A 21,360-nucleotide genomic window follows, 5' to 3' on the forward strand; every position below is an offset into this window, starting at 1 on the left:
GCCGCTTATTTGGTCCACCAAACCTCGCGGCTCACGCCTTGCCCTGTGCGCAAATGACCGCCAGCGGCGCTCGCGTGCAATTAAGGGACACAGCCTAATGTTGGCTTGCGGTGACTCGCCCCGGTTAGATGGGTGCAACCGAGTTTGCTGCCTGCTCGAATATATCCCCGCGTGGAGGGTATCATGACGGATACAGTGCTGGCGGTAACGGAAATAGCTAAAAGCTTTGGCCATGTTAACGCGCTAAAAAATGTCAGCCTGAAAATACGCAAGGGTAGAGTCCATACGTTGCTAGGGGAGAATGGTGCTGGTAAATCCACGCTGATGAAAATTCTGGCGGGTATTTATCCTCCCACCAAAGGAGAGATTGTTCTTAAAGGGCAACGAGTGACTATTGCCAATCCGCAACACTCAAGAAAGCTGGGGATTGCTATTATTTTTCAGGAGCTAAGCCTGAGTAATAACATGAGCGTGGCGGAAAATATCTATGCTAATAATGAACCCAACCGCTTTGGTATTATTAATCACGCAAAGATGGTGAATGATTGCCAACGTCTGCTGACGGATTTGGCTATTCCACTCGATCCACAGCAAGTTGTCGGCTCCATGTCGATGGCGCAGCGCCAACTGGTGGAAATTGCCAAGGCGCTGAGTTACCCGGCCGATGTGGTCATTATGGATGAACCGACCTCTTCTCTGAGTGATAACGAGGCCGATATTCTGTTCGGCATTATCGACAAGCTGAAACAGCGGGATTGTGCGGTCATTTATATCTCCCACCGTATGGACGAAATCATGCGAGTTTCCGACGATATTTCCGTTCTGCGCGACGGGGAATTCATCGCCACCCACGATAAGCAAAAGACGAATATTCATCAGTTGATTGCTGAGATGGTAGGCCGTGAAATGGCTAATATCTACCCACCACGGATTGGTCAACCACCGGCAACAGACAACCCACCGGTGCTGGAGCTGCGCAATTTCTCACAGCAAAAACTGTTTCACGATATCCATTTTTCGCTACGTGCCGGAGAGGTTTTAGGCTTTTTTGGGCTAGTGGGGTCGGGGCGTTCCGACGTGATGAAGGCCATCTTCGGTCTGACCGGTTATCAGGGGGAAATTCGCATCGATGACGCGGTAGTTACCATTCGTAGCCCGCAACAGGCGATTGCGCAGGGAATTGCCTTCGTGACGGAAAACCGCAAAGAGGAAGGGCTGGTATTGATGCATGACGTTAGCATGAATACCCACCATGTGGCATTCCAGTATACGGACTCCCGTTTGATTAACTACAAGCGTGAAGAAGCACAAACCTTGCAGGCAATAAGGCGTATGAATATCAAGGTCAGCTCGCCCTATCAATTGGTTAGTACCTTGAGCGGCGGTAACCAGCAAAAGATTGTGCTATCGAAGTGGTTGGAAAAAGTACCCAAGATATTAATCCTCGATGAGCCCACACGCGGTGTGGATGTTGGCGCGAAGTTCGAGATCTATAACGTGATTCGGCAACTCGCGGCTCAGGGTACCGCCATCATTTTGGTCTCTTCCGAGCTACCCGAAGTTATGGCACTCAGCGATCGTCTGGTGGTGATGCGAGCGAAGCAAATTGCCGAGATTTTCACCAGCGCTGGTTTAACGCAAACACAGGTTATGACTGCAGCAACAGGAGTCAAATAATGAGCGAAAAAGTGCTGGCTGCCGGGGGACACCAGGCGTTCAACGGCCCAGGAAAACTGGCAAAAGCCATTAGGCAGTATGGTGGCATTCTGGCAGGTTTGATCGCCCTGATTGTATTGTTTGGTTTTATCAACGACAGCTTTCTGAGCGTGAATAATGTTACCAATATCATTCTGCAGGTTTCGATCATTGCGATCACCGCCTATGGCATGACTTATGTGCTGTTACTGGGGGATATCGATCTCTCGGTAGGTTCGACCATCGCGCTGGTGGGTACGTTTGCTGCCCTTGGGTTGTCGTTTGGCATCCCGTTTATTCTGGTGATCCCACTGTCGATTATGGCGGCACTGGTGCTGGGTTTGGTTAACGGCAGTCTGACGGCATTGGCAGGTATTCCTTCGTTTATCGTCACCGTTGCCACGATGGGGATCTTCCGTGGGATCGCCTACATCGTTACCGACGGTACGCCAATCATGATTAAAGACGAAGCCTTTCTGGCATTGGGTAATGGCGAATTCCTCTATATTCCCATACCGATCTGGATCCTGTTGGCCTTGCTGATCGTTAACCACTTTATTTTGTCGAAAACCACGTTTGGGCGAAAAATTTATATTACTGGTGGTAATAAAGAGGCTGCCGTTTATTCCGGGATTAGCGTTTCCGCGTTGAAAATCAAGGTCTTTATGATCACTGCGGTGATGGCGGGTATCAGCGGCATGATCTTGGCCTCTCGCCTCTATTCAGGCCAGCCCAACGCGGCACTGAGTTATGAACTGGATGCTATCGCTGCCGCAGTACTAGGGGGCACCAGCCTGAACGGCGGATACGGCACGGTGATTGGTACCATGATTGGGGCACTGACAATCGGAGTGATCAACAACGGGATGAACTTAATGAACGTGCCTTATTTCTACCAGATGGTAGTCAAGGGATTGGTGATCCTTATTGCGGTGTATGTCGACGTCAGAAATAAAAAGAAACGTGGTTAGTGGTTAAAGGCATATTTGTATAAGGAACGGGATAATGAGAAAGATTTATACCATCGGAGAGATCCTGGTTGAGATCATGGCCGATAAGGTTGGTCAGACTTTCACCCATCCAGGCGTGTGGAATGGCCCTTTCCCCAGTGGCGCCCCTGCAATTTTTATTGATCAGGCCACCAAGTTGGGCGGGCAGTGCGGCATTATCAGCTGCGTGGGCAACGACGGCTTTGGTATGTTGAATATCGAACGCCTGAAGGCAGATGGCGTGGATGTACGTGGTATCCGCGTGTTGCCCCATGAAACAACCGGCAGCGCTTTTGTGACATATCATTCAAACGGCGAACGTGATTTTATTTTCAATATCAAAAACGCCGCTTGTGGCAAATTATCTGCGGAACATGTTAATGCCGAACTATTGCAGGACTGCCAGCACTTCCACGTTATGGGCTCTTCACTATTTTCATTCCATATGGTGAATGCAGTGAAAAAGGCTGCGGGCATCGTGAAAGCCCATGGCGGCACACTATCTTTCGATCCGAATATCCGTAAAGAAATGCTCAATATCCCTGAAATGCGGGATGCACTGCATTACGTGCTGGAGTTGACAGACATCTATATGCCAAGCGAAGGCGAAGTGATGCTGCTCTCTTCACAGTCAACGCTGGATGGGGCAATTGCACATTACCTAAAGGACGGTATTAAAGAGGTGGTTGTGAAGCGTGGTGATAAGGGTGCAAGCTACTATTCCACGGATGAAACTATTCATATTGATAGCTACTCCGTCGATGAGGTGGATCCAACTGGCGCTGGGGATTGCTTTGGTGGTGCTTACATCGCCTGCCGATTACAAGGGCATAGCGTTCCGCAGGCGCTGCGTTATGCCAATGCTTGTGGGGCACTGGCTGTGACCAGGCGCGGTCCGATGGAAGGAACATCCACCTTTGCTGAAATTGATGCGTTCTTACATCAACAGCAACATCTTGCTTCCGTAGGTGCGCTATAAACCCCTTGCTGCAAAAGATATCGTGTCATGCGTGCAGAATGGGCTATCGCTTCAGTGATAAAAAAACACCGCAGATGAGCTCATGCGGTGTTTTTATTCTATAACCGATAGCGGGTTATCAGGTTTCCTGCAGACCCAGCTTTTTCTCCAGATAGTGGATGTTGGTGCCACCATGCTGGAAGTTTTCGTCGCTCATGATCTTCTGCTGCAGCTCAACGTTGGTTTTTATGCCATCGATGATCAACTCTGCCAAGGCATTCTTCATGCGGGCAATGGCCACATCACGGTTTTCACCGTAAGTGATCAGTTTGCCGATCATGGAATCATAGTACGGCGGTACGGTATACCCGGCGTAGATATGTGATTCCCAACGCACGCCGAAACCACCTGGAGCATGGAAACGGGTGATCTTACCCGGGCTTGGCAAGAAGGTGTTCGGATCTTCGGCGTTAATACGGCATTCCACCGCATGGCCGTGAACCTTCACTTCTTCCTGCTTGATCGACAGCGGTTGACCGGCAGCGATACGCAGTTGCTCTTTGATCAGATCTACACCAGTGATCATTTCTGTCACCGGGTGTTCCACCTGAATACGAGTATTCATTTCGATGAAATAGAACTCGCCGTTTTCATACAGGAACTCAAAGGTACCCGCACCACGGTAGCCGATTTCAACGCAGGCTTTTGAACAACGTTCACCGATGTAGCGGCGCAGCTCTGGGGTGATCCCTGGCGCTGGGGCTTCTTCAACCACTTTCTGGTGACGGCGCTGCATGGAGCAGTCACGTTCAGCCAGATAGATCGCATTGCCCTGGCCATCTGCCAACACCTGAATTTCGATGTGGCGTGGGTTCTCCAGATATTTCTCCATGTAAACCATGTCGTTGTTGAAAGCCGCTTTGGCTTCCGCTTTAGTCATGGAAATGGACTGCTCAAGATCTTTGTCGCCGCGCACAACGCGCATCCCACGGCCACCGCCACCGCCAGAAGCTTTGATGATCACTGGGTAACCGATACGCTTGGCGAAGGCACGGTTTTTATCCATGTCCTCGGTCAGCGGGCCATCAGAGCCTGGAACACAAGGAACGCCCGCTTTTTTCATCGCGTTGATGGCAGAAACCTTGTCACCCATAAGCCGGATAGTTTCAGCTCGTGGGCCAATGAAGATGAAACCAGAGCGTTCTACCTGCTCGGCAAAATCCGCATTTTCAGACAGGAAACCATAACCTGGGTGAATGGCTACTGCGCCAGTGATTTCAGCGGCGGAGATGATTGCCGGGATGTTCAGATAGCTTTTTACAGAAGGCGCAGGACCGATACATACGGTCTCATCCGCCAGTAGTACGTGTTTCAGATCGCGATCGGCGCTTGAGTGAACAGCTACGGTTTTGATGCCAAGCTCTTTACAGGCACGCAGTATACGAAGCGCGATCTCGCCACGGTTGGCGATAACAATTTTATCAAGCATGGTGCGCCTCGTTATTCGATGACGACCAATGGCTCGTCATATTCAACCGGTTGGCCGTTTTCTACCAAGATAGCTTTAACCACACCGGACTTGTCTGCTTCGATCTGGTTCATCATTTTCATTGCTTCAACGATGCACAGGGTATCACCGGCGTTCACTTTCTGACCGACTTCCACGAAGGCTTTCGCATCCGGGCTTGGCGTGCGGTAGAAGGTACCTACCATCGGTGAACGAACGATGTGCCCACTCACGGCCGCTGGTGCTGCTGGGGTTTCCGCCGCCGTAGCAGGGGCAACAGCAGTAGCTAGAGCAGGTTGCTGCTGGAGCGGCATTGCATACTGTTGCATCATTGGGTAAGCCTGGGCCGGTGCGGCACGACTGATGCGTACTGACTCTTCGCCTTCAGAGATTTCCAGTTCAGAGATACCTGATTCTTCAACCAGTTCGATCAGTTTCTTTATTTTACGAATATCCATGAGTGTGATTCCGTACTCTTCTGTGTAGCAATTAGTTGGATTTTGACAAACGGCGAACCGCTGCCTGTAAAGCAAATGTGTAGCCATCCGCGCCGAGACCGCAGATCACCCCTACTGCAATATCTGACAGGTAAGAGTGACGGCGGAAAGGTTCACGGGCATGCACGTTGGACAGATGGATCTCGATAAACGGGATCTGTACCGCTAAAAGCGCATCGCGCAACGCCACGCTGGTATGCGTGAACGCGGCAGGGTTAATCAGAATAAAGTCCGTATTACCGTGTGCCTGATGAATGCGATCGATTAACGCATGCTCGGCATTGGATTGTAGATGACTCAGAGTGATGTCTAGCGCGAGCGCCTGGTTTTCCAATCCATTAACAATCTCTGTTAGCGTTGTGCTGCCATATTTTTCTGGCTCACGCGTCCCCAGCAGATTGAGATTGGGGCCGTTCAGAAGCAAAATGTGAAACTTATCCGCCATTGTGCTGGTATCTCCGGCAATAAAACCATCATCGTAGAAAATAACCCGATGTTTCCAATTTGTCACCTGTTACGCGACGATTTTGCGCCAGCGGCAGGAACAAGGTCGGGCATTATAACGATATCGTAGCAATTCGCAGCTAAATACTGGTCTTATCAGCGAAGATATTCAACCCTAAATCAGTAAACAGAGCATGCTACTATTGGATTATGAGGTGTAGAACACAGAAAAGTTCCTCATCAGAACCAGGGATTTTTCCCGTCAATCAGGTCGACTGTTGCCAAGCTTACCGCCACCAGGCGCGAAATTTCTTGTAACGAAGCGCTAACAACAGCAGGGCAAGTGAGGCATAGATAAAAGGCTGCGGTGAGAAAGTTTTCACTGACCACAAATAATGAATCGGTGCCAGGATCGCCACCAGATAGACGAAGTTATGCAATTTCTGCCATTTGGCAGCTAACTTGCGCTGGGCCCACAGTGTTGATGTGGCAGCTAGTGCAAACAGCAGCAGCCAACAGATAATGCCCAGTGTCAGGTATGGGCGGGTAACGAGTTCCTTTCCCAACAGGCCAACATTGCTTAGCCCCAGTTCGAGCGTCGAGTAACTGATCAGATGTAGCGTGCCCCAGGCAAAACACCATAAACCCAGCAGGCGTCGGCAGCGAATCAACAGTGGCTGACGCGTATAGCGGGCTAAGGGCGTGACGATTAAGCCGGCTAACAGCAACTTTAGCGTCATTCTACCGGTAAAGTGCTGAATATCCTTGGCAGGATCGGCACTTAACCAACCCTGATTGATCGCCAGGAGCAACCAGATAAAGGGAAGAAAAGCGGCCAGATAGATCAGCACTTTCAGCCAGATAATCTGCTTTGGCGTTAATCGCACTCAGAAATTCTCCCGTAAATCGAGCCCGCGGTACAGTGAAGCAACCTGTTCGGCATAGCCGTTGAATAACAGGGTTGGCTGACGCTGTACATCCAGAATTCCGCCTGAACCAATGAACCGCTCGGTGGCTTGCGACCAACGTGGGTGATCAACATTGGGGTTCACATTAGCGTAAAAACCATATTCGTTGGGTGCCAACAGATTCCAGGTAGTAGGCGGCTGTTCACGAGTCAGGCTGATTTGCACGATGGATTTGATTCCCTTGAAACCGTATTTCCATGGCGTGATAAGCCGCAATGGTGCTCCGTTTTGCGGAGGTAACGTCTTGCCATAAACCCCAACGGTCAACAGCGCCAGTGGATGCATGGCTTCATCAAGCCTTAACCCTTCGACGTAGGGATATTCCAGCCCACCGCCGATAAACCGATCTTTCTGGCCCGGCATCTGCTGCGGATCGTAAAGTGTTTTAAAGGCTACGTAGCGCGCGTTGCTGTTTGGTTCAGCCAATTTCAGTAACTTACCCAGTTCAAACCCGATCCAGGGAACCACCATTGACCAAGCTTCAACACAACGCATGCGGTAAATACGTTGTTCAAGGGGAAAGCGTTTCAGGAGATCGTCAATGTCCAGCGTCATCGGTTTACCGACTTCACCATCGATTGTTACTTTCCAGCCCTCTGTTTTCAGACTGCCTGCGTTGGCTGCAGGATCGGCTTTATCCAGGCCGAATTCGTAGAAATTATTGTAACCAGTAACCTTTTCCTCCGGCGTAAGTGGCAGATTGGCTTGCCAGGCTTCAGGTTTACTGAACTCCAGAGCCTTGCCAGGCGGAGCCTTGGGCCGATCATCGGCTTTAAACCATGACAATAAATCGGCCTGCGCATGAGTGGGTAACGCCAACGAAGCGGCAGTGATCCCTAACGCCTGGAGTACCTTACGCCGCTGATAAAATACGCTCTCCGGCGTAACATCGGCTTCAGTCAGTTTTCGCTGTTGTTTCATGTGCTGTTCTCCTCAGTTAACACCTAAGCATGGCTTGAAACGTGGCGATATGCCAGAGAGAAGCGAAAGAGTGAGAGTTTTCTAGGGGAATTGCTTCTTTTGCACTTAAGCGCCGTGATAGGCCGTACCAAAATGGAGTAACGTTCAACCAAGGGGGGGGATACCCCCCTCAGCGATTTCAGCTGATTTTTACCAAAGTGCGGCCAGTGATTTGATTATTCATCAGTGCTGCCGCGGCGGCAGGTACCTCCTCCAACACAATCTCATGGGTTGCTTGCGCGTAAAAGCTTGCTGGCAGGATCTCAGCCATACGTTCCCAGGCCGTTTGGCGCCGATGCAACGGCGTATGCACGGAATCTACACCCTGCAGACGAACGTTTCGCAGAATGAAAGGCATCACTGTGGTCGGCAGTAGGTAGCCGCCCGCCAAGCCGCAGGCGGCAACGGTACCGTTGTAATTCATCTGAGCCAGAACGCGAGCCAGTAATTTGTCACCTACGGTATCGATAGCTCCCGCCCAAAGCTGTTTTTCCAGCGGGCGCGGTGCTTCAACATAACCTCTGCGCGGCAAAACCTCTTTTGCGCCCAAAGATTTCAGATAGTCGGTATTACTCTCGCGGCCGCTGAGGGCAGTAACGCTATAGCCTAAAGCAGCAAGCAGGGCGATCGCTGTACTGCCAACTCCACCGCTGGCACCGGTGACCAGAATGTCGCCATCTTCTGGTTTTACCCCGCCCTCCTCCAGTGCCATAACGCACAACATGGCGGTAAATCCTGCCGTGCCAAGGATCATGGCTTTGCGTTCACTCAGCGCTTTGGGCAAAGGAACCAGCCATTCCCCGGAAATGCGCGCCTGTTCGGCCAATCCGCCCCAGTGGTTTTCACCTACACCCCAGCCGGTAAGTACCACGCTTTGGCCTACTTTATAACGTGAGTCTTTACTGCTGCTGACCTTACCGGCAAAATCGATACCCGGAACCATCGGGAAGTTACGAACGATTTTTCCTTTGCCAGTGATCGCCAGGGCGTCCTTGTAGTTAAGGCTTGACCAGTTAACCTCGACTGTTACATCCCCCTCGGGTAACCGAGCGCTGTCGATATCTTTGACCTGTGCCAGTGTTTGATCGTTCTGTTGTTCCAATAACAGTGCACGCATATCAATATTTTTCCTTAATTTCATATTCTATATGAATAAATTAGTCTGTTTCATTTGACTATATGCAGGATAAAAATGTCTGCCCTGATAAAAGACAAAAAAAAGGTGTTTAGTGGTTTTCTTCATTGCTTATGCTTGATAGGTTGGTAAATATAACCTGACTCTTGTTAAGGGAAAGGTAACACTCTGGCAACTTTTAAAATCAGGTTATCGTATTGTATTTATTCGAGCGTGAACGGAGCCTTGGTACTCTGAATAATTCGAGTTGCAGTAAGGCGGTAAGCCCAATAATCCTTAGCTGCATAAACAGCTCCCTGGCTGTGGCTAACGGGGGTGGCAAACGCGTAAGCAACTTGAAACGTAGCGAGTACACACATCAAAAGATGACTATTTATCCAATCACTGCGAACAAGGCACAGGGATGAGATTTACAACCAAACTCTCTGCACTAATTACCCTGCTCGTCGCACTGGCTATGTTTTTAATGCTGATGGGGTGCTCATACAGCTTTTTCTATGTCACCCAGGATCGTATGGAACGTCGCCTCGAAGCGTTGGCAACCTCTCTCGATCAGGCGATGTTGCTTGGGCCTGTGCAAGAACATCCTAGCTGGCTCCCCTTGGTAATGCGCCCACTGGGTATTGTTTCCATCAGTGTAGATACTGAAACCAGCAACCTTTTCTCCTATCGACTACCGAAGATAAAGCTTCCCTGGGGGGCGGTTTACGATTACCGGCAAGTTTCGCTGGGTATGGTCCAACACCCAGGTGTGATGCTGAACGTCACTTATCTTGATCCGTTTGCCAGCGATGTGCGTTCATTACAGTCTACAGCAGCGATGACCGTATCGATCATTGTCATGTTGGTGATCTTGCTCTTCAGTTTGCGCTGGTTGCGTGAACAGGCGGTCGGTGAAGAACGTCTTGAGTACCGTGCTCGGCGCATTCTCAAAGGTGAGCGTGAAGAAGTGCTTAAGGGCGATGTGCGAGAGTGGCCAGCCAGCGTAAGCAGCGCCCTGGATCGCCTGCTGGCGGATCTGGCAGAAGCTCGCGAAGAGCGTAGCCGAGTCGATACGCTGATCCGCGCTTTTGCCGCGCAAGATGCCAAAACCGGTCTCAATAACCGGTTATTCTTCGACAACCAGCTTACTACACAACTGGAGGATGAAGGCTCGCACGGGATTGTGATGATGGTGCGTTTGCCGGATTTTGATACCCTGCGTGACGTTCATGGCAACGCGGCGGTACAAGAACTGATGTACTCGCTGGTCAACCTGCTGTCGACTTTTGTCATGCGCTATCCTGCCGCACTGCTGGCCCGTTATTTCCACAGCGATTTTACCGTTTTGCTGCCCCACCGCACCCTGAAAGAGGCCGATGTTATTGCCGCGCAATTGGTCAAGGCCATCGACTCTCTGCCTTCAACTGCGCTTATCGATCGTGAAACTTTCCTGCATATTGGCATTGTTGCCTATCGTAGTGGGCAAACAACCGAGCAAATAATCGATTATGCCGAGCAGGCTACTCGCAACGCCACCCTGCAGGGTGAAAACGGTTGGTATGTTTATGACAGTAATGTTCCGGAAAAAGGGCGCGGTAGTGTTAAATGGCGAACATTGCTCGAGCAGATGTTAGCCCGTGGCGGTCCGCGCCTGTATCAAAAACCGGCCGTTACGGTTGAAGGGGAAGTGCATCACCGCGAAATCATGAGCCGCATTTATGATGGAACGCAAGAGTTATTGCCTTCTGAATATATGCCGTTGATCAAGCAACTCGGGCTGGCAGAGAAATACGATCGTCTGCAGATAAATCGGATTATTCCGTTATTAGCCCTCTGGCCTGAAGAGACGCTGGCATTTCCACTATGTGTTGATTCATTATTGCAGCGTAGTTTTCAACGCTGGCTGCGCGATACCCTGCTACAGTGTGAAAAAAGTCACCGTCAGCGAATTCTGATTGAACTTGCTGAAGCTGATGTGTGTCAACATATCGACCGTTTACGCCCGATGTTGCGATTACTTACCGGATTGGGATGCCGCTTGGCGGTTTCTCAGGCAGGTTTAACCGTAGTCAGTACCTCTTATATCAAGTCGTTGCCTGTGGAGATCGTCAAGCTTCACCCTGGCTTGGTGCGGAGTATTGACCGGCGTGATGAGAACAAGTTGTTTGTTCAGAGCCTTACTGGTGCATGTGAAGGGACTCGTGCGAAGGTTTTTGCCGCCAGCGTGCGTACGCGTAACGAATGGCAGACGTTGAAGGAGCGCGGGATCCTCGGTGGTCAGGGTGACTTTTTTGCGCCGCCGGAGCCCATCGACGTCAACCGCAAAAAATATTCGCGTCGTTATCGTGTTTAACCTGATGACTGGGCAAAAATTAACGTAGAATGGCCCGTCTTTTCCTGTGGGCGTCAGCAGGTACTTACAACCGGTGACAATCAGGGAAAATGTTAGATTTTATGAGCTGTGTTACGCCGATGGTATGTTGATTTGGTGGAAAACTGAGCCTTTGTTGAGGGATTTCAGACCCCTTTCGTTTTCCGTACTTTCGGTCAAAGATAACGCAGACTATTTTTCACCGAAGTAGAACGTTTTTGCGCCTTGTCGCTGCTTCGTGTGGTTGGTAAAGTAGGCGGATTTTATTTTCCGCCCCCAGCTTGCAGGATTATCCTTTCGTTATGTTTAAGAAATTTCGTGGCATGTTTTCCAATGACTTGTCCATCGACTTGGGTACCGCCAATACCCTTATTTATGTTAAAGGACAAGGCATTGTATTGAATGAACCGTCGGTGGTTGCCATTCGCCAGGATCGTGCCGGTTCACCGAAGAGCGTTGCGGCCGTGGGCCATGACGCCAAGCAGATGCTGGGGCGTACGCCTGGCAATATCGCTGCCATTCGTCCGATGAAAGATGGTGTTATTGCTGACTTTTTCGTGACAGAAAAAATGTTGCAGCACTTCATCAAGCAGGTTCATAGCAACAGTTTTATGCGCCCAAGCCCGCGTGTTCTGGTTTGTGTGCCTGTCGGGGCTACTCAGGTTGAACGCCGTGCGATCCGTGAATCTGCACAAGGGGCTGGTGCGCGTGAAGTCTTCCTGATTGAAGAGCCAATGGCTGCGGCTATCGGTGCCGGGTTACCGGTGTCGGAAGCAACCGGTTCCATGGTGGTTGATATCGGTGGTGGTACCACCGAAGTGGCGGTGATCTCGCTCAACGGCGTAGTCTACTCCTCTTCCGTGCGTATCGGTGGCGATCGTTTCGATGAAGCCATCATTAATTATGTGCGCCGTAACTATGGTTCACTGATTGGTGAAGCAACTGCTGAGCGTATCAAGCACGGTATCGGTTCGGCCTATCCTGATGATGAAGTCCGTGAAATCGAAGTTCGTGGTCGTAACCTGGCAGAGGGTGTTCCACGCGGTTTCACCATGAATTCCAATGAAATCCTCGAAGCTCTGCAAGAGCCTTTGACCGGTATCGTCAGTGCGGTGATGGTTGCACTGGAGCAGTGCCCACCAGAATTGGCTTCGGATATCTCAGAACGCGGTATGGTGCTGACCGGTGGTGGCGCTTTGCTGCGTAACCTGGATCGCCTGCTGATGGAAGAGACCGGGATCCCGGTGGTAGTCGCAGAAGATCCTCTCACCTGTGTGGCTCGCGGTGGTGGCAAGGCGTTGGAAATGATCGACATGCATGGCGGCGATTTGTTCAGCGAAGAATAATCAGCAGCCCCAGAGTGGTGGGATCGAGTCGGATGACGGCAATTGCAGAGCATCTGGGGCGGTTCCACATTCTGTTGTCGAGGAACGCGTATAATTTATGAAGCCGATTTTCAGCAGGGGGCCTTCCCTGCAGCTACGCCTTTTCTTGGCAGTGATCGCGGCAATCGCTCTGATCATTGCAGATAGCCGGCTCGGTACGTTCGTTAAAATACGAAACTACATGGATACCGCTGTCAGTCCTTTTTATTTTTTGGCCAATGGGCCGCGTAAACTTTTGGACAGCGTTTCGGAAACGCTGGCTACCCGCCAACAGCTGGAACTGGAAAACCGTGCACTGCGGCAGGAATTGTTGCTGAAAAACAGCGACATACTTCTTCTTGGCCAATTTAAACAGGAAAATGCCCGTTTGCGTGAGCTATTGGGCTCACCGTTGCGCCAGGACGAACATAAAATGGTTACTCAGGTAATGTCGACCGGCTCTGATCCTTACAGCGATCAGGTGGTGATCGACAAAGGCTCTGATAATGGTGTTTATGAAGGCCAGCCGGTGATCAGCGATAAAGGCGTGGTCGGGCAGGTTGTGGCTGTGGCAAAAATGACCAGCCGTGTATTGCTGATTTGCGATGCCTCCCACGCATTGCCAATCCAGGTGTTGCGTAATGATATTCGCGTGATCGCAGCGGGAAGTGGTTGTGCTGATGATTTACAGTTGGAACATCTACCGGGTAATACCGATATTCGCGTGGGGGATGTGCTGGTCACTTCCGGCCTGGGTGGTCGTTTTCCTGAAGGCTATCCGGTTGCGGTGGTTTCTTCGGTGAAGGTGGACAATCAGCGTGCCTATACCGTCATTCAGGCGCGGCCAACCGCAGGCTTGCAACGTTTACGTTACCTGTTATTACTGTGGGGAGCCGATCGCAATGGAAATATGCCGTTGCCACCGGATGAAGTGCACAGGGTGGCGAATGAGCGGCTGATGCAGATGCTGCCTCAGGTCTTGCCGCCGGTCGATGCTATGGGCCCACCGGCACCTGCTGTCGGCAGCACCTTGCCGCCAGTTGCCACAAGTGAGCCCGCCGGGGCTGGAGCTACACGATGAACCGCTATCGTAGCCATGGGCGTTGGATAATCTGGTTGTCATTTTTAGTCGCGCTGGTGCTGCAAATCATGCCGTGGCCAGAGCAAATCTACATGTTCCGTCCCTCTTGGTTGATGCTTATTTTGACTTACTGGGTGATGGCGTTGCCGCATCGGGTTAACGTGGGTACCGGTTTCGTCCTGGGGCTGATCATGGACCTGATCCTTGGGTCCACGCTGGGGGTGCGTGCGCTGGCGATGGGTATCATCGCTTATCTGGTCGCTTTCAAATTCCAATTATTCCGCAATATGGCACTGTGGCAGCAAGCGCTGATCGTGGTGCTGCTATCATTGGCACTGGATGTGGTGGTCTTCTGGGCTGAGTTTTTAGTTATCAATGTCTCTTTTCGCCCTGAGGTATTCTGGAGTAGTGTGGTTAACGGTGTACTCTGGCCATGGCTATTCCTGTTGATGCGCAAAATCCGCCGCCAGTTTGCCGTGCAATGAGGTTATATTGATGTTTTCGCTTTATCTTGCTTCTGGCTCCCCGCGCAGACGTGAATTGTTGACACTGCTTGGCTTGCCGTTTGAAATCATTCTGACGCATACAGAAGAACAGCGTAAGCAGGGTGAAACTGCCGAGGAATACGTTTGCCGTCTGGCACAGGATAAAGCCAGCGCGGGTGTTGCTATGGCGCAGCAGGATTGGCCGGTGCTGGGTGCGGATACTATTGTGGTACTGAACGGCCAGGTACTTGAAAAACCTCAGAATGAAGAGCATGCGGCGCAGATGTTGGCAGCGTTATCCGGTAAACAGCACCAGGTGATGACTGCCGTCGCGATTGCCGATCGGAGCGATATGCTGTGCCAATTGGTGGTAACCGACGTCACGTTCCGCAATCTGACACCACAGGATATACACGAGTACATTGCAACGGGTGAGCCGATGGATAAAGCGGGCGCCTATGGGATTCAAGGAAAGGGTGGTTGTTTCGTCAGAGCGATAGCCGGCAGTTATCATGCGGTAGTGGGGTTGCCGTTGGTCGAAACACATGAGCTGCTCAGTAATTTTGTCGCATTACGAGATATGAGAACCGTTTGAAGGCGCCATTCTATTTCGCTTTTTCGCTCTTTTAGATAAGGGTAGGCGTTCATCGGTTCTGAGGAGAAAGCATGACAGCTGAGCTACTGGTTAACATCACACCGTCTGAAACGCGGGTTGCCTATATCGACGGTGGCATCCTGCAAGAGATCCATATTGAGCGCGAAGCCAAACGTGGCATCGTCGGCAATATTTATAAAGGCCGAGTAAGTCGTGTTTTACCCGGCATGCAGGCTGCTTTTGTCGACATTGGCCTGGATAAGGCCGCTTTTCTGCATGCCTCGGATATCATGCCACACACCGAATGTGTGGCGGGCGACGAGCAGAAGAATTTCCATGTGCGTGACATTGCAGAACTGGTTCGTCAAGGACAGGATCTGATGGTCCAGGTGGTGAAAGATCCTTTGGGTACCAAAGGAGCGCGTCTTACCACGGATATCACTTTGCCATCACGCTATCTGGTATTTATGCCAGGAGCGGCGCATGTGGGCGTTTCTCAGCGTATTGAGAGTGAAGCTGAACGAGAGCGCCTGAAACGCGCCGTGGCGGGATACTGCGACGAACTGGGCGGCTTTATTATTCGCACTGCAGCGGAAGGCATTGGCGAAGAAGAACTGTCGCAAGATGCAGCCTTCCTTAAGCGGTTGTGGACTAAGGTCATGGAGCGCAAGAAGCGTAACCAGACCAAGTACAAACTCTATGGTGAACTGGCGCTGGCGCAGCGGATCCTGCGTGATTTTGCGGGCGCAGCACTTGATCGTATCCGCGTAGATTCACGCTTAACGCATGACCAATTGGTAGAGTTCACGGGGGAGTACATACCGGACATCACCAAAAAATTGGAGTTGTACACTGGCAGCCAGCCGATTTTCGATCTGTATGATGTTGAGAATGAGATCCAACGAGCGCTGGAGCGCAAGGTCGAATTGAAATCGGGTGGCTACCTCATCATCGATCAAACTGAAGCTATGACCACCGTAGATATCAATACCGGTGCGTTTGTCGGCCATCGTAATCTTGATGAAACCATCTTCAACACCAACATTGAAGCAACGCAGGCTATAGCTCGCCAATTACGGCTGCGTAACCTGGGGGGCATCATTATTATTGACTTCATTGATATGAACAATGAAGAACATCGCCGCCGGGTATTGCACTCACTGGAGCTGGCGCTAAGTAAAGATCGCGTAAAAACCACGATTAATGGTTTCTCTCAGCTAGGATTAGTTGAAATGACGCGTAAACGTACGCGTGAAAGTATTGAGCATGTGCTGTGCAACGATTGCCCTACTTGCCAGGGGCGTGGAACGGTGAAAACGGTTGAAACCGTCTGCTATGAGATCATGCGTGAGATTGTTCGTGTCCACCATGCCTACGATTCTGATCGCTTCCTGGTCTATGCGTCTGCTGCGGTGGGGGAAGCACTGAAAGGTGAAGAATCTCATGCGCTGGCTGAAGTGGAAATCTTCGTCGGTAAACAGGTCAAGGTGCAGATCGAACCGCTGTACAGCCAGGAACAGTTCGATGTGGTAATGATGTAAACCCGTTCGCTGGAGATTAAACTCCTACATTGTTGGGGGCAGTATGCTGAACCCGCCACAGTGCAGAGCAATTTGTGTTGCCAGTCAACGGAAGCAAGGAGAAATGCGTGAGGCGACTGCCCGGGATCCTGTTAGCTACAGGCGCCATTTTGATTGTTGTTGTGGCGTTGCTGATCAGTGGGTTGCGTCTGTTGCTACCTGAGCTGAATCACTACCGCCCACTCATTCTGGAAAAAATACAGGCAATCTCAGGGGTGCCTGTTGAGGCCGACTTTGTGCAAGGCAGTTGGGAAACCTTTGGCCCAACGCTGGAAGTGCATAACATCAGCCTGTCTCTGCCAAATAGCTCGATACGGATTGAACGGGTCACGCTGGCGTTGGATGTGTGGCAATCACTGCTGCGTTTACGCTGGCAGTTCCGCGATCTTACCTTCCATCAGTTACAGTTAGCTCTGAATACCACACTTGGTGGCGACGGCAATAATGGCAACGCCATTACGCCAAGCACTGTGAGCGACCTGTTCCTTTACCAACTCGATCACTTTGATCTTAACAACAGCCGAGTCTCCTTCCTGACACCTTCTGGTGCCCGCGCGGAATTCCACATCCCACAAATGACTTGGCTGAATAGCCGTGACCGCCATCGTGCTGAAGGCTTGGTGAGCCTTTCTACGCTGAATGGCCAGCACGGAGTTGTGCAACTGCGGTTGGATTTACGTGATGAGCAAGGGTTGCTGAGTACCGGTAAGATCTTCATGCAGGCCGATGATATCGACATGAAGCCCTGGTTTAGCCGCTGGCTAAAAACCAACACTGGCCTGGAAAGTGCAGACTTCAGCCTTGCGGCCTGGCTGAATATCCAAAATGGCGAAATATACGGCGGTAATGCCCTGCTCAAGCAAGGGGCTGCCAGTTGGTTGAGCAACAACGAGCAACACCGTTTGGACGTTGATAACCTGTCGTTGGCGCTAAACCGCGTAGGCAATGGCTGGCAGGTTAATGTTCCGCAACTGAATCTGAAAACCGATGGGGTGGCTTGGGCCCCAGGGACCGTGACCGCATTATGGCTACCGGAAAATACCCAGTTTATGGGGCCGAGTCAGAATGAAGAGTTACGTATTCGAGCCGCGGGTATCGAACTCGAGCGGCTAGAGGCGTTACTCCCTACGTTCTCTTTCCTCAGCCCAAATATACTCGAGCGTTGGAAAGATCTGCAGCCACAGGGCAACCTCAAGGCATTGGCGTTGGATATTCCACTGCAACAACCGGATAAAACGCGATTTCAGGCCTTCTGGCAAGATCTGAGCTGGCAGCACTGGCAACTTGTGCCGGGTGTAAATCACTTTGCTGGCACACTGTTGGGCAGTGTGGAAAATGGTCAACTCAGGCTGGGGCTTGATAACAGCACGTTGCCTTACGGCGACATGTTCCGTGCACCGCTGCAAGTCAGCAGTGCGCAAGGGACCTTGAGTTGGCAATACAATGACAAAGGTTGGCAGTTAGCCAGCAAGGGTTTGGATGTAAAGGCCAAGTCTTTATGGATTAACGGCGATTTCCGCTACCAGCAGCCTGCCAAGGGTGAGCCACGGTTGGAGATTCTGGCGGGCATTCGTCTGTATGATGGTGCCGATGCATGGCGCTATTTTCCAGAACCACTGATGGGTAAGCATCTGGTTGATTATCTTAGCAGTGCGATCCAGGGCGGCCAGGCAGACAATGCTACCCTGATTTATGCCGGAAACCCGCATCATTTCCCCTATAAAGAGCATGACGGCCAATTCCAGGTTGATGTCCCGCTGCGCCATGCCACCTTCCAGTTCCAGCCCGAATGGCCAGCGCTGAAAGATTTTGCTATCGATCTTGATTTCGTTAACGATGGTTTGTGGATGAACGCACCACAGGCACAACTTGGCAAGGTCGCTGGCAGGAATATTACTGCGGTAATTCCGGATTATCTGAAGGAACGTCTATTTGTTGATGCTGACGTTGCCGGTGACGGGCAGGATATCCACGATTATTTTAAGCAAACACCGTTGGATGATTCGGTCGGGGCGGCGCTAGATGAATTGCAGGTCGGTGGCAATGTCAGTGGGCGCTTACACCTTGATATACCGTTAAACGGTGAAAACGTCATCGCCAAGGGGGAAGTCACGCTCAATAATAATGCGTTACTGATTAAGCCGCTGGCGAGCCAGTTAGAGAGAGTGAGCGGTAAATTCCGTTTTAACAATGGCAATCTGGAAAGCGATACCCTAAAGGCAAACTGGTTCGGACAACCGTTGGCGATCAACTTCACCACCTTGGAAGGTAATCAGGATTTTAAGGTTAATGTTGGCTTGAAAGGTGATTGGCAACTGGCCAAGGTTGAAGGTATACCAGAGACCATTGCCCAAGCGCTCGGCGGCACTGCTGCCTTGCAGGGGCAGGTAGCGATCGATTTACCGCATAAGGGCAAGGGCGTTCCCAGTTATGAAGTCGGCGTTAATGCCGAACTGAAAAAAGTGAACAGTCACTTACCTGCTCCTCTTGATAAGCAGGCTGGAGAGGCCTTACCGATCAGCGTGAAAGTGAAAGGGGGGCTGAACGGGTTTATGCTTAACGGCAGGGCCGGTAAACAGAATTACTTCAACAGCGAGTGGCTGTTGGCGAATGAACAGGTGACTTTGGCACGCGCCGTATGGAAAAACGAGGGTAGTGGCACGCCAGAGTTACCCAAAGATAAATCGTTAGCGCTCAATCTGCCTGCACTGGACGGTGAGCAATGGCTGGCGTTGTTGGCACCCTCGATGAAACCTGGAAAGAGTGCTGGCAAGGTTGGTAACTTCAATTTCCCGACCAATGTATTGCTCAATACTCCCCAATTGATTGTAGGGGGGCAAACCTGGCATAACCTGCAACTTACGGTGGAACAGCAGTTGGCGGGTACCAGCGTAACTGCCAAGGGTAAGGAGATAGAAGGCAGCCTGTCTATGCCGGATAACGGTTTATGGCGGGCAGATCTCGGATATCTATACTACAACCCGCAGTTTTCTGGCGACAAGAACAATCAAGAGGCTGCCAAGCTGCCTGCCAAGACAGACCGCGTTTCTTTTCATGATTGGCCTTCACTGATACTGCGCTGTAAATCCTGTTGGTTTATGGGGCAAAATTTTGGCAATGTTGAAGCCGATGTTAAGCATCGGGGAGACTCTCTGGTGTTGGAGCATGGTCTGGTGGATACTGGCTATGGACGCGTGAGTGCCACTGGCTTGTGGAAGCAGAACAGTCAGGAAGAGCGTAGCGCGTTAAAAGGCAAACTGTTGGGGAGCCAAATCAATCAGACAGCCAGCTTCTTTGGTATAACCATCCCGCTGAAAGATGCGCCTTATGATATTGATTTTGACCTGCACTGGCATGGGCAACCCTGGAAGCCGCAGATTAATAAGCTGAACGGCACTATGAAGATCGACCTGGGCAAAGGTGAAATTGACAATATCGGTGGTGGTCGTGCCGGACAATTATTGCGCTTGGTCAGTTTCGATGCTTTGCTGCGCAAATTGCAGTTCGATTTCAGAGATACCTTTGGCAACGGTTTTTACTTTGATTCCATACGCGGCACTGTCTGGGCGAAAGATGGCATAATGTATACGGATAACCTGCTGATTGATGGGTTGTCTGCCGATATTGCCATGAATGGCCAGATTGATCTGGTGCGTCGCCAAATTGATATGCAGGCAGTGATCGCACCAGAAATTTCGGCAACGGTTGGGGTTGCCACTGCTTTTGCCATTAACCCGATTGTGGGTGCGGCGGTTTTTGCGGCTTCTAGAGTGTTGTCGCCACTGTGGAACAAGATCTCGTTTATCCGCTACAACATTACCGGCAGCTTGGATCACCCGGATATCAATGAGGTGTTGCGCAAGCCAAAGGAGGAGAAAGCACCATGAAAAATGCTAACGTTGCGTTGTTACAACTGTGTAGCGGTGAACAGGTGCGGGACAACCTGGCCCAGATTGAGCAGCAAATCAAGCAGCTCAACGCCGGTGTAAAACTGGTCATGACACCAGAAAACGCGTTGCTGTTTGCCAATGCGGCCGCCTACCGTGAGCATGCAGAAAAAGAGGGCGATGGCCCTTTGCAACAGGCGGTTAGTGATTTGGCTCGGCGTTATAAGGTATGGTTGTTGATTGGTTCGATGCCCCTTGTCAGCCGTGAAGATCCGCAGCGCATTACCACCAGCAGCCTGTTATTTGACGACCAGGGGGTGATCCGTGGCCGTTACGATAAAATGCACATGTTTGATGTCGACATTAAAGATATGCACGCCCATTACCGTGAATCGGATACGTACCAGCATGGCGAACAATTGACGGTTGTCGACACGCCGGTTGGGCGCTTGGGGATGACTATCTGCTACGATTTGCGCTTCCCAGGTCTGTACCAGGCGCTACGAGCGCAAGGGGCAGAAATTATCTCTGTACCCGCGGCATTCACCCGCGTTACCGGTGAGGCGCACTGGGAGATCCTGCTGCGTGCACGCGCTATCGAGAACCAGTGTGTGATCCTGGCTCCTGCACAGGTTGGTCGCCACGGAGCAACGCGCCGTACCTGGGGGCATTCCTTGGCGGTTGATGGCTGGGGAAATGTGTTGGCAGAAAACCCCGATGCGGTCTCGGCACTGAAAGTGCGTGTGGATACGGGGATGTTGAAGACGATCCGCGCCCAGATGCCGGTGATGCAGCACAATCGATTCCAGCCTGTGCTGATTGCACCGGTTGAAAAATCCTCCTCCAACAAAGAGTGATAACA

At 51.2% G+C, this 21,360-nt stretch carries 17 protein-coding genes; 11 read left to right on the top strand and 6 right to left on the bottom strand.

Translation table 11 applies throughout. From position 1 onward, the window contains the following. The first annotated feature begins 183 nt into the window (after window positions 1–183). From SAQUA_RS02275 to SAQUA_RS02285, 3 genes are read left to right on the top strand one after another with little or no spacing between them, the layout of a single operon-like run. On the top strand, window positions 184–1,677 hold the full coding sequence (locus tag SAQUA_RS02275; RefSeq protein ID WP_380677395.1) for a sugar ABC transporter ATP-binding protein: 1,494 nt from the start codon (window positions 184–186) through the stop codon (window positions 1,675–1,677). Then, window positions 1,677–2,666 (top strand): ABC transporter permease, encoded by a 990-nt coding sequence (locus SAQUA_RS02280; protein WP_380677397.1) that lies wholly within the window; start codon window positions 1,677–1,679, stop codon window positions 2,664–2,666. Before SAQUA_RS02275 ends, SAQUA_RS02280 begins: the two co-directional genes overlap by 1 nt. A gap of 34 nt (window positions 2,667–2,700) precedes the next feature. Beyond that, window positions 2,701–3,663 (top strand): sugar kinase, encoded by a 963-nt coding sequence (locus SAQUA_RS02285; RefSeq protein ID WP_380677399.1) that lies wholly within the window; start codon window positions 2,701–2,703, stop codon window positions 3,661–3,663. A gap of 118 nt (window positions 3,664–3,781) precedes the next feature. Here the strand turns inward: SAQUA_RS02285 and accC are convergent, their stop codons facing one another. The 6 genes from accC to SAQUA_RS02315 all read right to left on the bottom strand — a co-directional run bounded on the left by accC (window position 3,782) and on the right by SAQUA_RS02315 (window position 9,135). Continuing rightward, window positions 3,782–5,131, bottom strand: coding sequence for an acetyl-CoA carboxylase biotin carboxylase subunit (gene accC, locus SAQUA_RS02290; RefSeq protein WP_380677401.1), 1,350 nt, complete (start codon window positions 5,129–5,131; stop codon window positions 3,782–3,784). An 11-nt stretch (window positions 5,132–5,142) separates the two neighbouring features. After that, a complete protein-coding gene (gene accB, locus SAQUA_RS02295; RefSeq protein WP_380677405.1) occupies window positions 5,143–5,607 on the bottom strand; it encodes an acetyl-CoA carboxylase biotin carboxyl carrier protein in 465 nt (154 codons plus the stop codon). Window positions 5,608–5,638: 31 nt separating this feature from the next. Continuing rightward, window positions 5,639–6,091, bottom strand: a complete 453-nt coding sequence (gene aroQ, locus SAQUA_RS02300) for a type II 3-dehydroquinate dehydratase (protein ID WP_380678220.1) — start codon at window positions 6,089–6,091, stop codon at window positions 5,639–5,641. Between the two features lie 286 nt (window positions 6,092–6,377). Continuing rightward, a complete protein-coding gene (gene msrQ / locus SAQUA_RS02305) occupies window positions 6,378–6,977 on the bottom strand; it encodes a protein-methionine-sulfoxide reductase heme-binding subunit MsrQ (protein ID WP_380677407.1) in 600 nt (199 codons plus the stop codon). Continuing rightward, on the bottom strand, window positions 6,978–7,979 hold the full coding sequence (gene msrP, locus SAQUA_RS02310) for a protein-methionine-sulfoxide reductase catalytic subunit MsrP (RefSeq protein WP_380677409.1): 1,002 nt from the start codon (window positions 7,977–7,979) through the stop codon (window positions 6,978–6,980). Window positions 7,980–8,157: 178 nt separating this feature from the next. Continuing rightward, window positions 8,158–9,135 carry an MDR family oxidoreductase gene (locus SAQUA_RS02315; protein WP_380677411.1) on the bottom strand — a complete coding sequence of 326 codons (978 nt, stop codon included), beginning with the start codon at window positions 9,133–9,135 and terminating at the stop codon, window positions 8,158–8,160. Between the two features lie 421 nt (window positions 9,136–9,556). On the opposite strand from SAQUA_RS02315, the gene csrD reads away from it, so the two are divergent. The 8 genes from csrD to nit1 all read left to right on the top strand — a co-directional run bounded on the left by csrD (window position 9,557) and on the right by nit1 (window position 21,355). Next, window positions 9,557–11,488, top strand: coding sequence for an RNase E specificity factor CsrD (gene csrD / locus SAQUA_RS02320; RefSeq protein ID WP_380677413.1), 1,932 nt, complete (start codon window positions 9,557–9,559; stop codon window positions 11,486–11,488). 320 nt (window positions 11,489–11,808) lie between these two features. Next, window positions 11,809–12,852, top strand: a complete 1,044-nt coding sequence (mreB, locus tag SAQUA_RS02325; protein ID WP_021180765.1) for a rod shape-determining protein MreB — start codon at window positions 11,809–11,811, stop codon at window positions 12,850–12,852. A gap of 97 nt (window positions 12,853–12,949) precedes the next feature. Continuing rightward, window positions 12,950–13,951, top strand: coding sequence for a rod shape-determining protein MreC (gene mreC, locus SAQUA_RS02330; protein ID WP_380677416.1), 1,002 nt, complete (start codon window positions 12,950–12,952; stop codon window positions 13,949–13,951). Further along, on the top strand, window positions 13,948–14,436 hold the full coding sequence (mreD, locus tag SAQUA_RS02335; protein WP_380677418.1) for a rod shape-determining protein MreD: 489 nt from the start codon (window positions 13,948–13,950) through the stop codon (window positions 14,434–14,436). The genes mreC and mreD overlap by 4 nt, the downstream gene beginning before the upstream one ends. A 10-nt stretch (window positions 14,437–14,446) precedes the next feature. Continuing rightward, a complete protein-coding gene (locus tag SAQUA_RS02340) occupies window positions 14,447–15,031 on the top strand; it encodes a Maf family protein (RefSeq protein WP_380677420.1) in 585 nt (194 codons plus the stop codon). A 71-nt stretch (window positions 15,032–15,102) separates the two neighbouring features. After that, window positions 15,103–16,572, top strand: a complete 1,470-nt coding sequence (gene rng / locus SAQUA_RS02345) for a ribonuclease G (RefSeq protein WP_380677422.1) — start codon at window positions 15,103–15,105, stop codon at window positions 16,570–16,572. A gap of 107 nt (window positions 16,573–16,679) precedes the next feature. Then, window positions 16,680–20,498 carry an AsmA2 domain-containing protein YhdP gene (gene yhdP / locus SAQUA_RS02350; protein ID WP_380677424.1) on the top strand — a complete coding sequence of 1,273 codons (3,819 nt, stop codon included), beginning with the start codon at window positions 16,680–16,682 and terminating at the stop codon, window positions 20,496–20,498. Beyond that, window positions 20,495–21,355, top strand: a complete 861-nt coding sequence (gene nit1, locus SAQUA_RS02355) for a deaminated glutathione amidase (RefSeq protein WP_380677426.1) — start codon at window positions 20,495–20,497, stop codon at window positions 21,353–21,355. Before yhdP ends, nit1 begins: the two co-directional genes overlap by 4 nt. Window positions 21,356–21,360 lie beyond the last annotated feature (5 nt).

Source organism: Serratia aquatilis (assembly GCF_044865145.1).
GTDB lineage: Bacteria > Pseudomonadota > Gammaproteobacteria > Enterobacterales > Enterobacteriaceae > Chania > Chania aquatilis.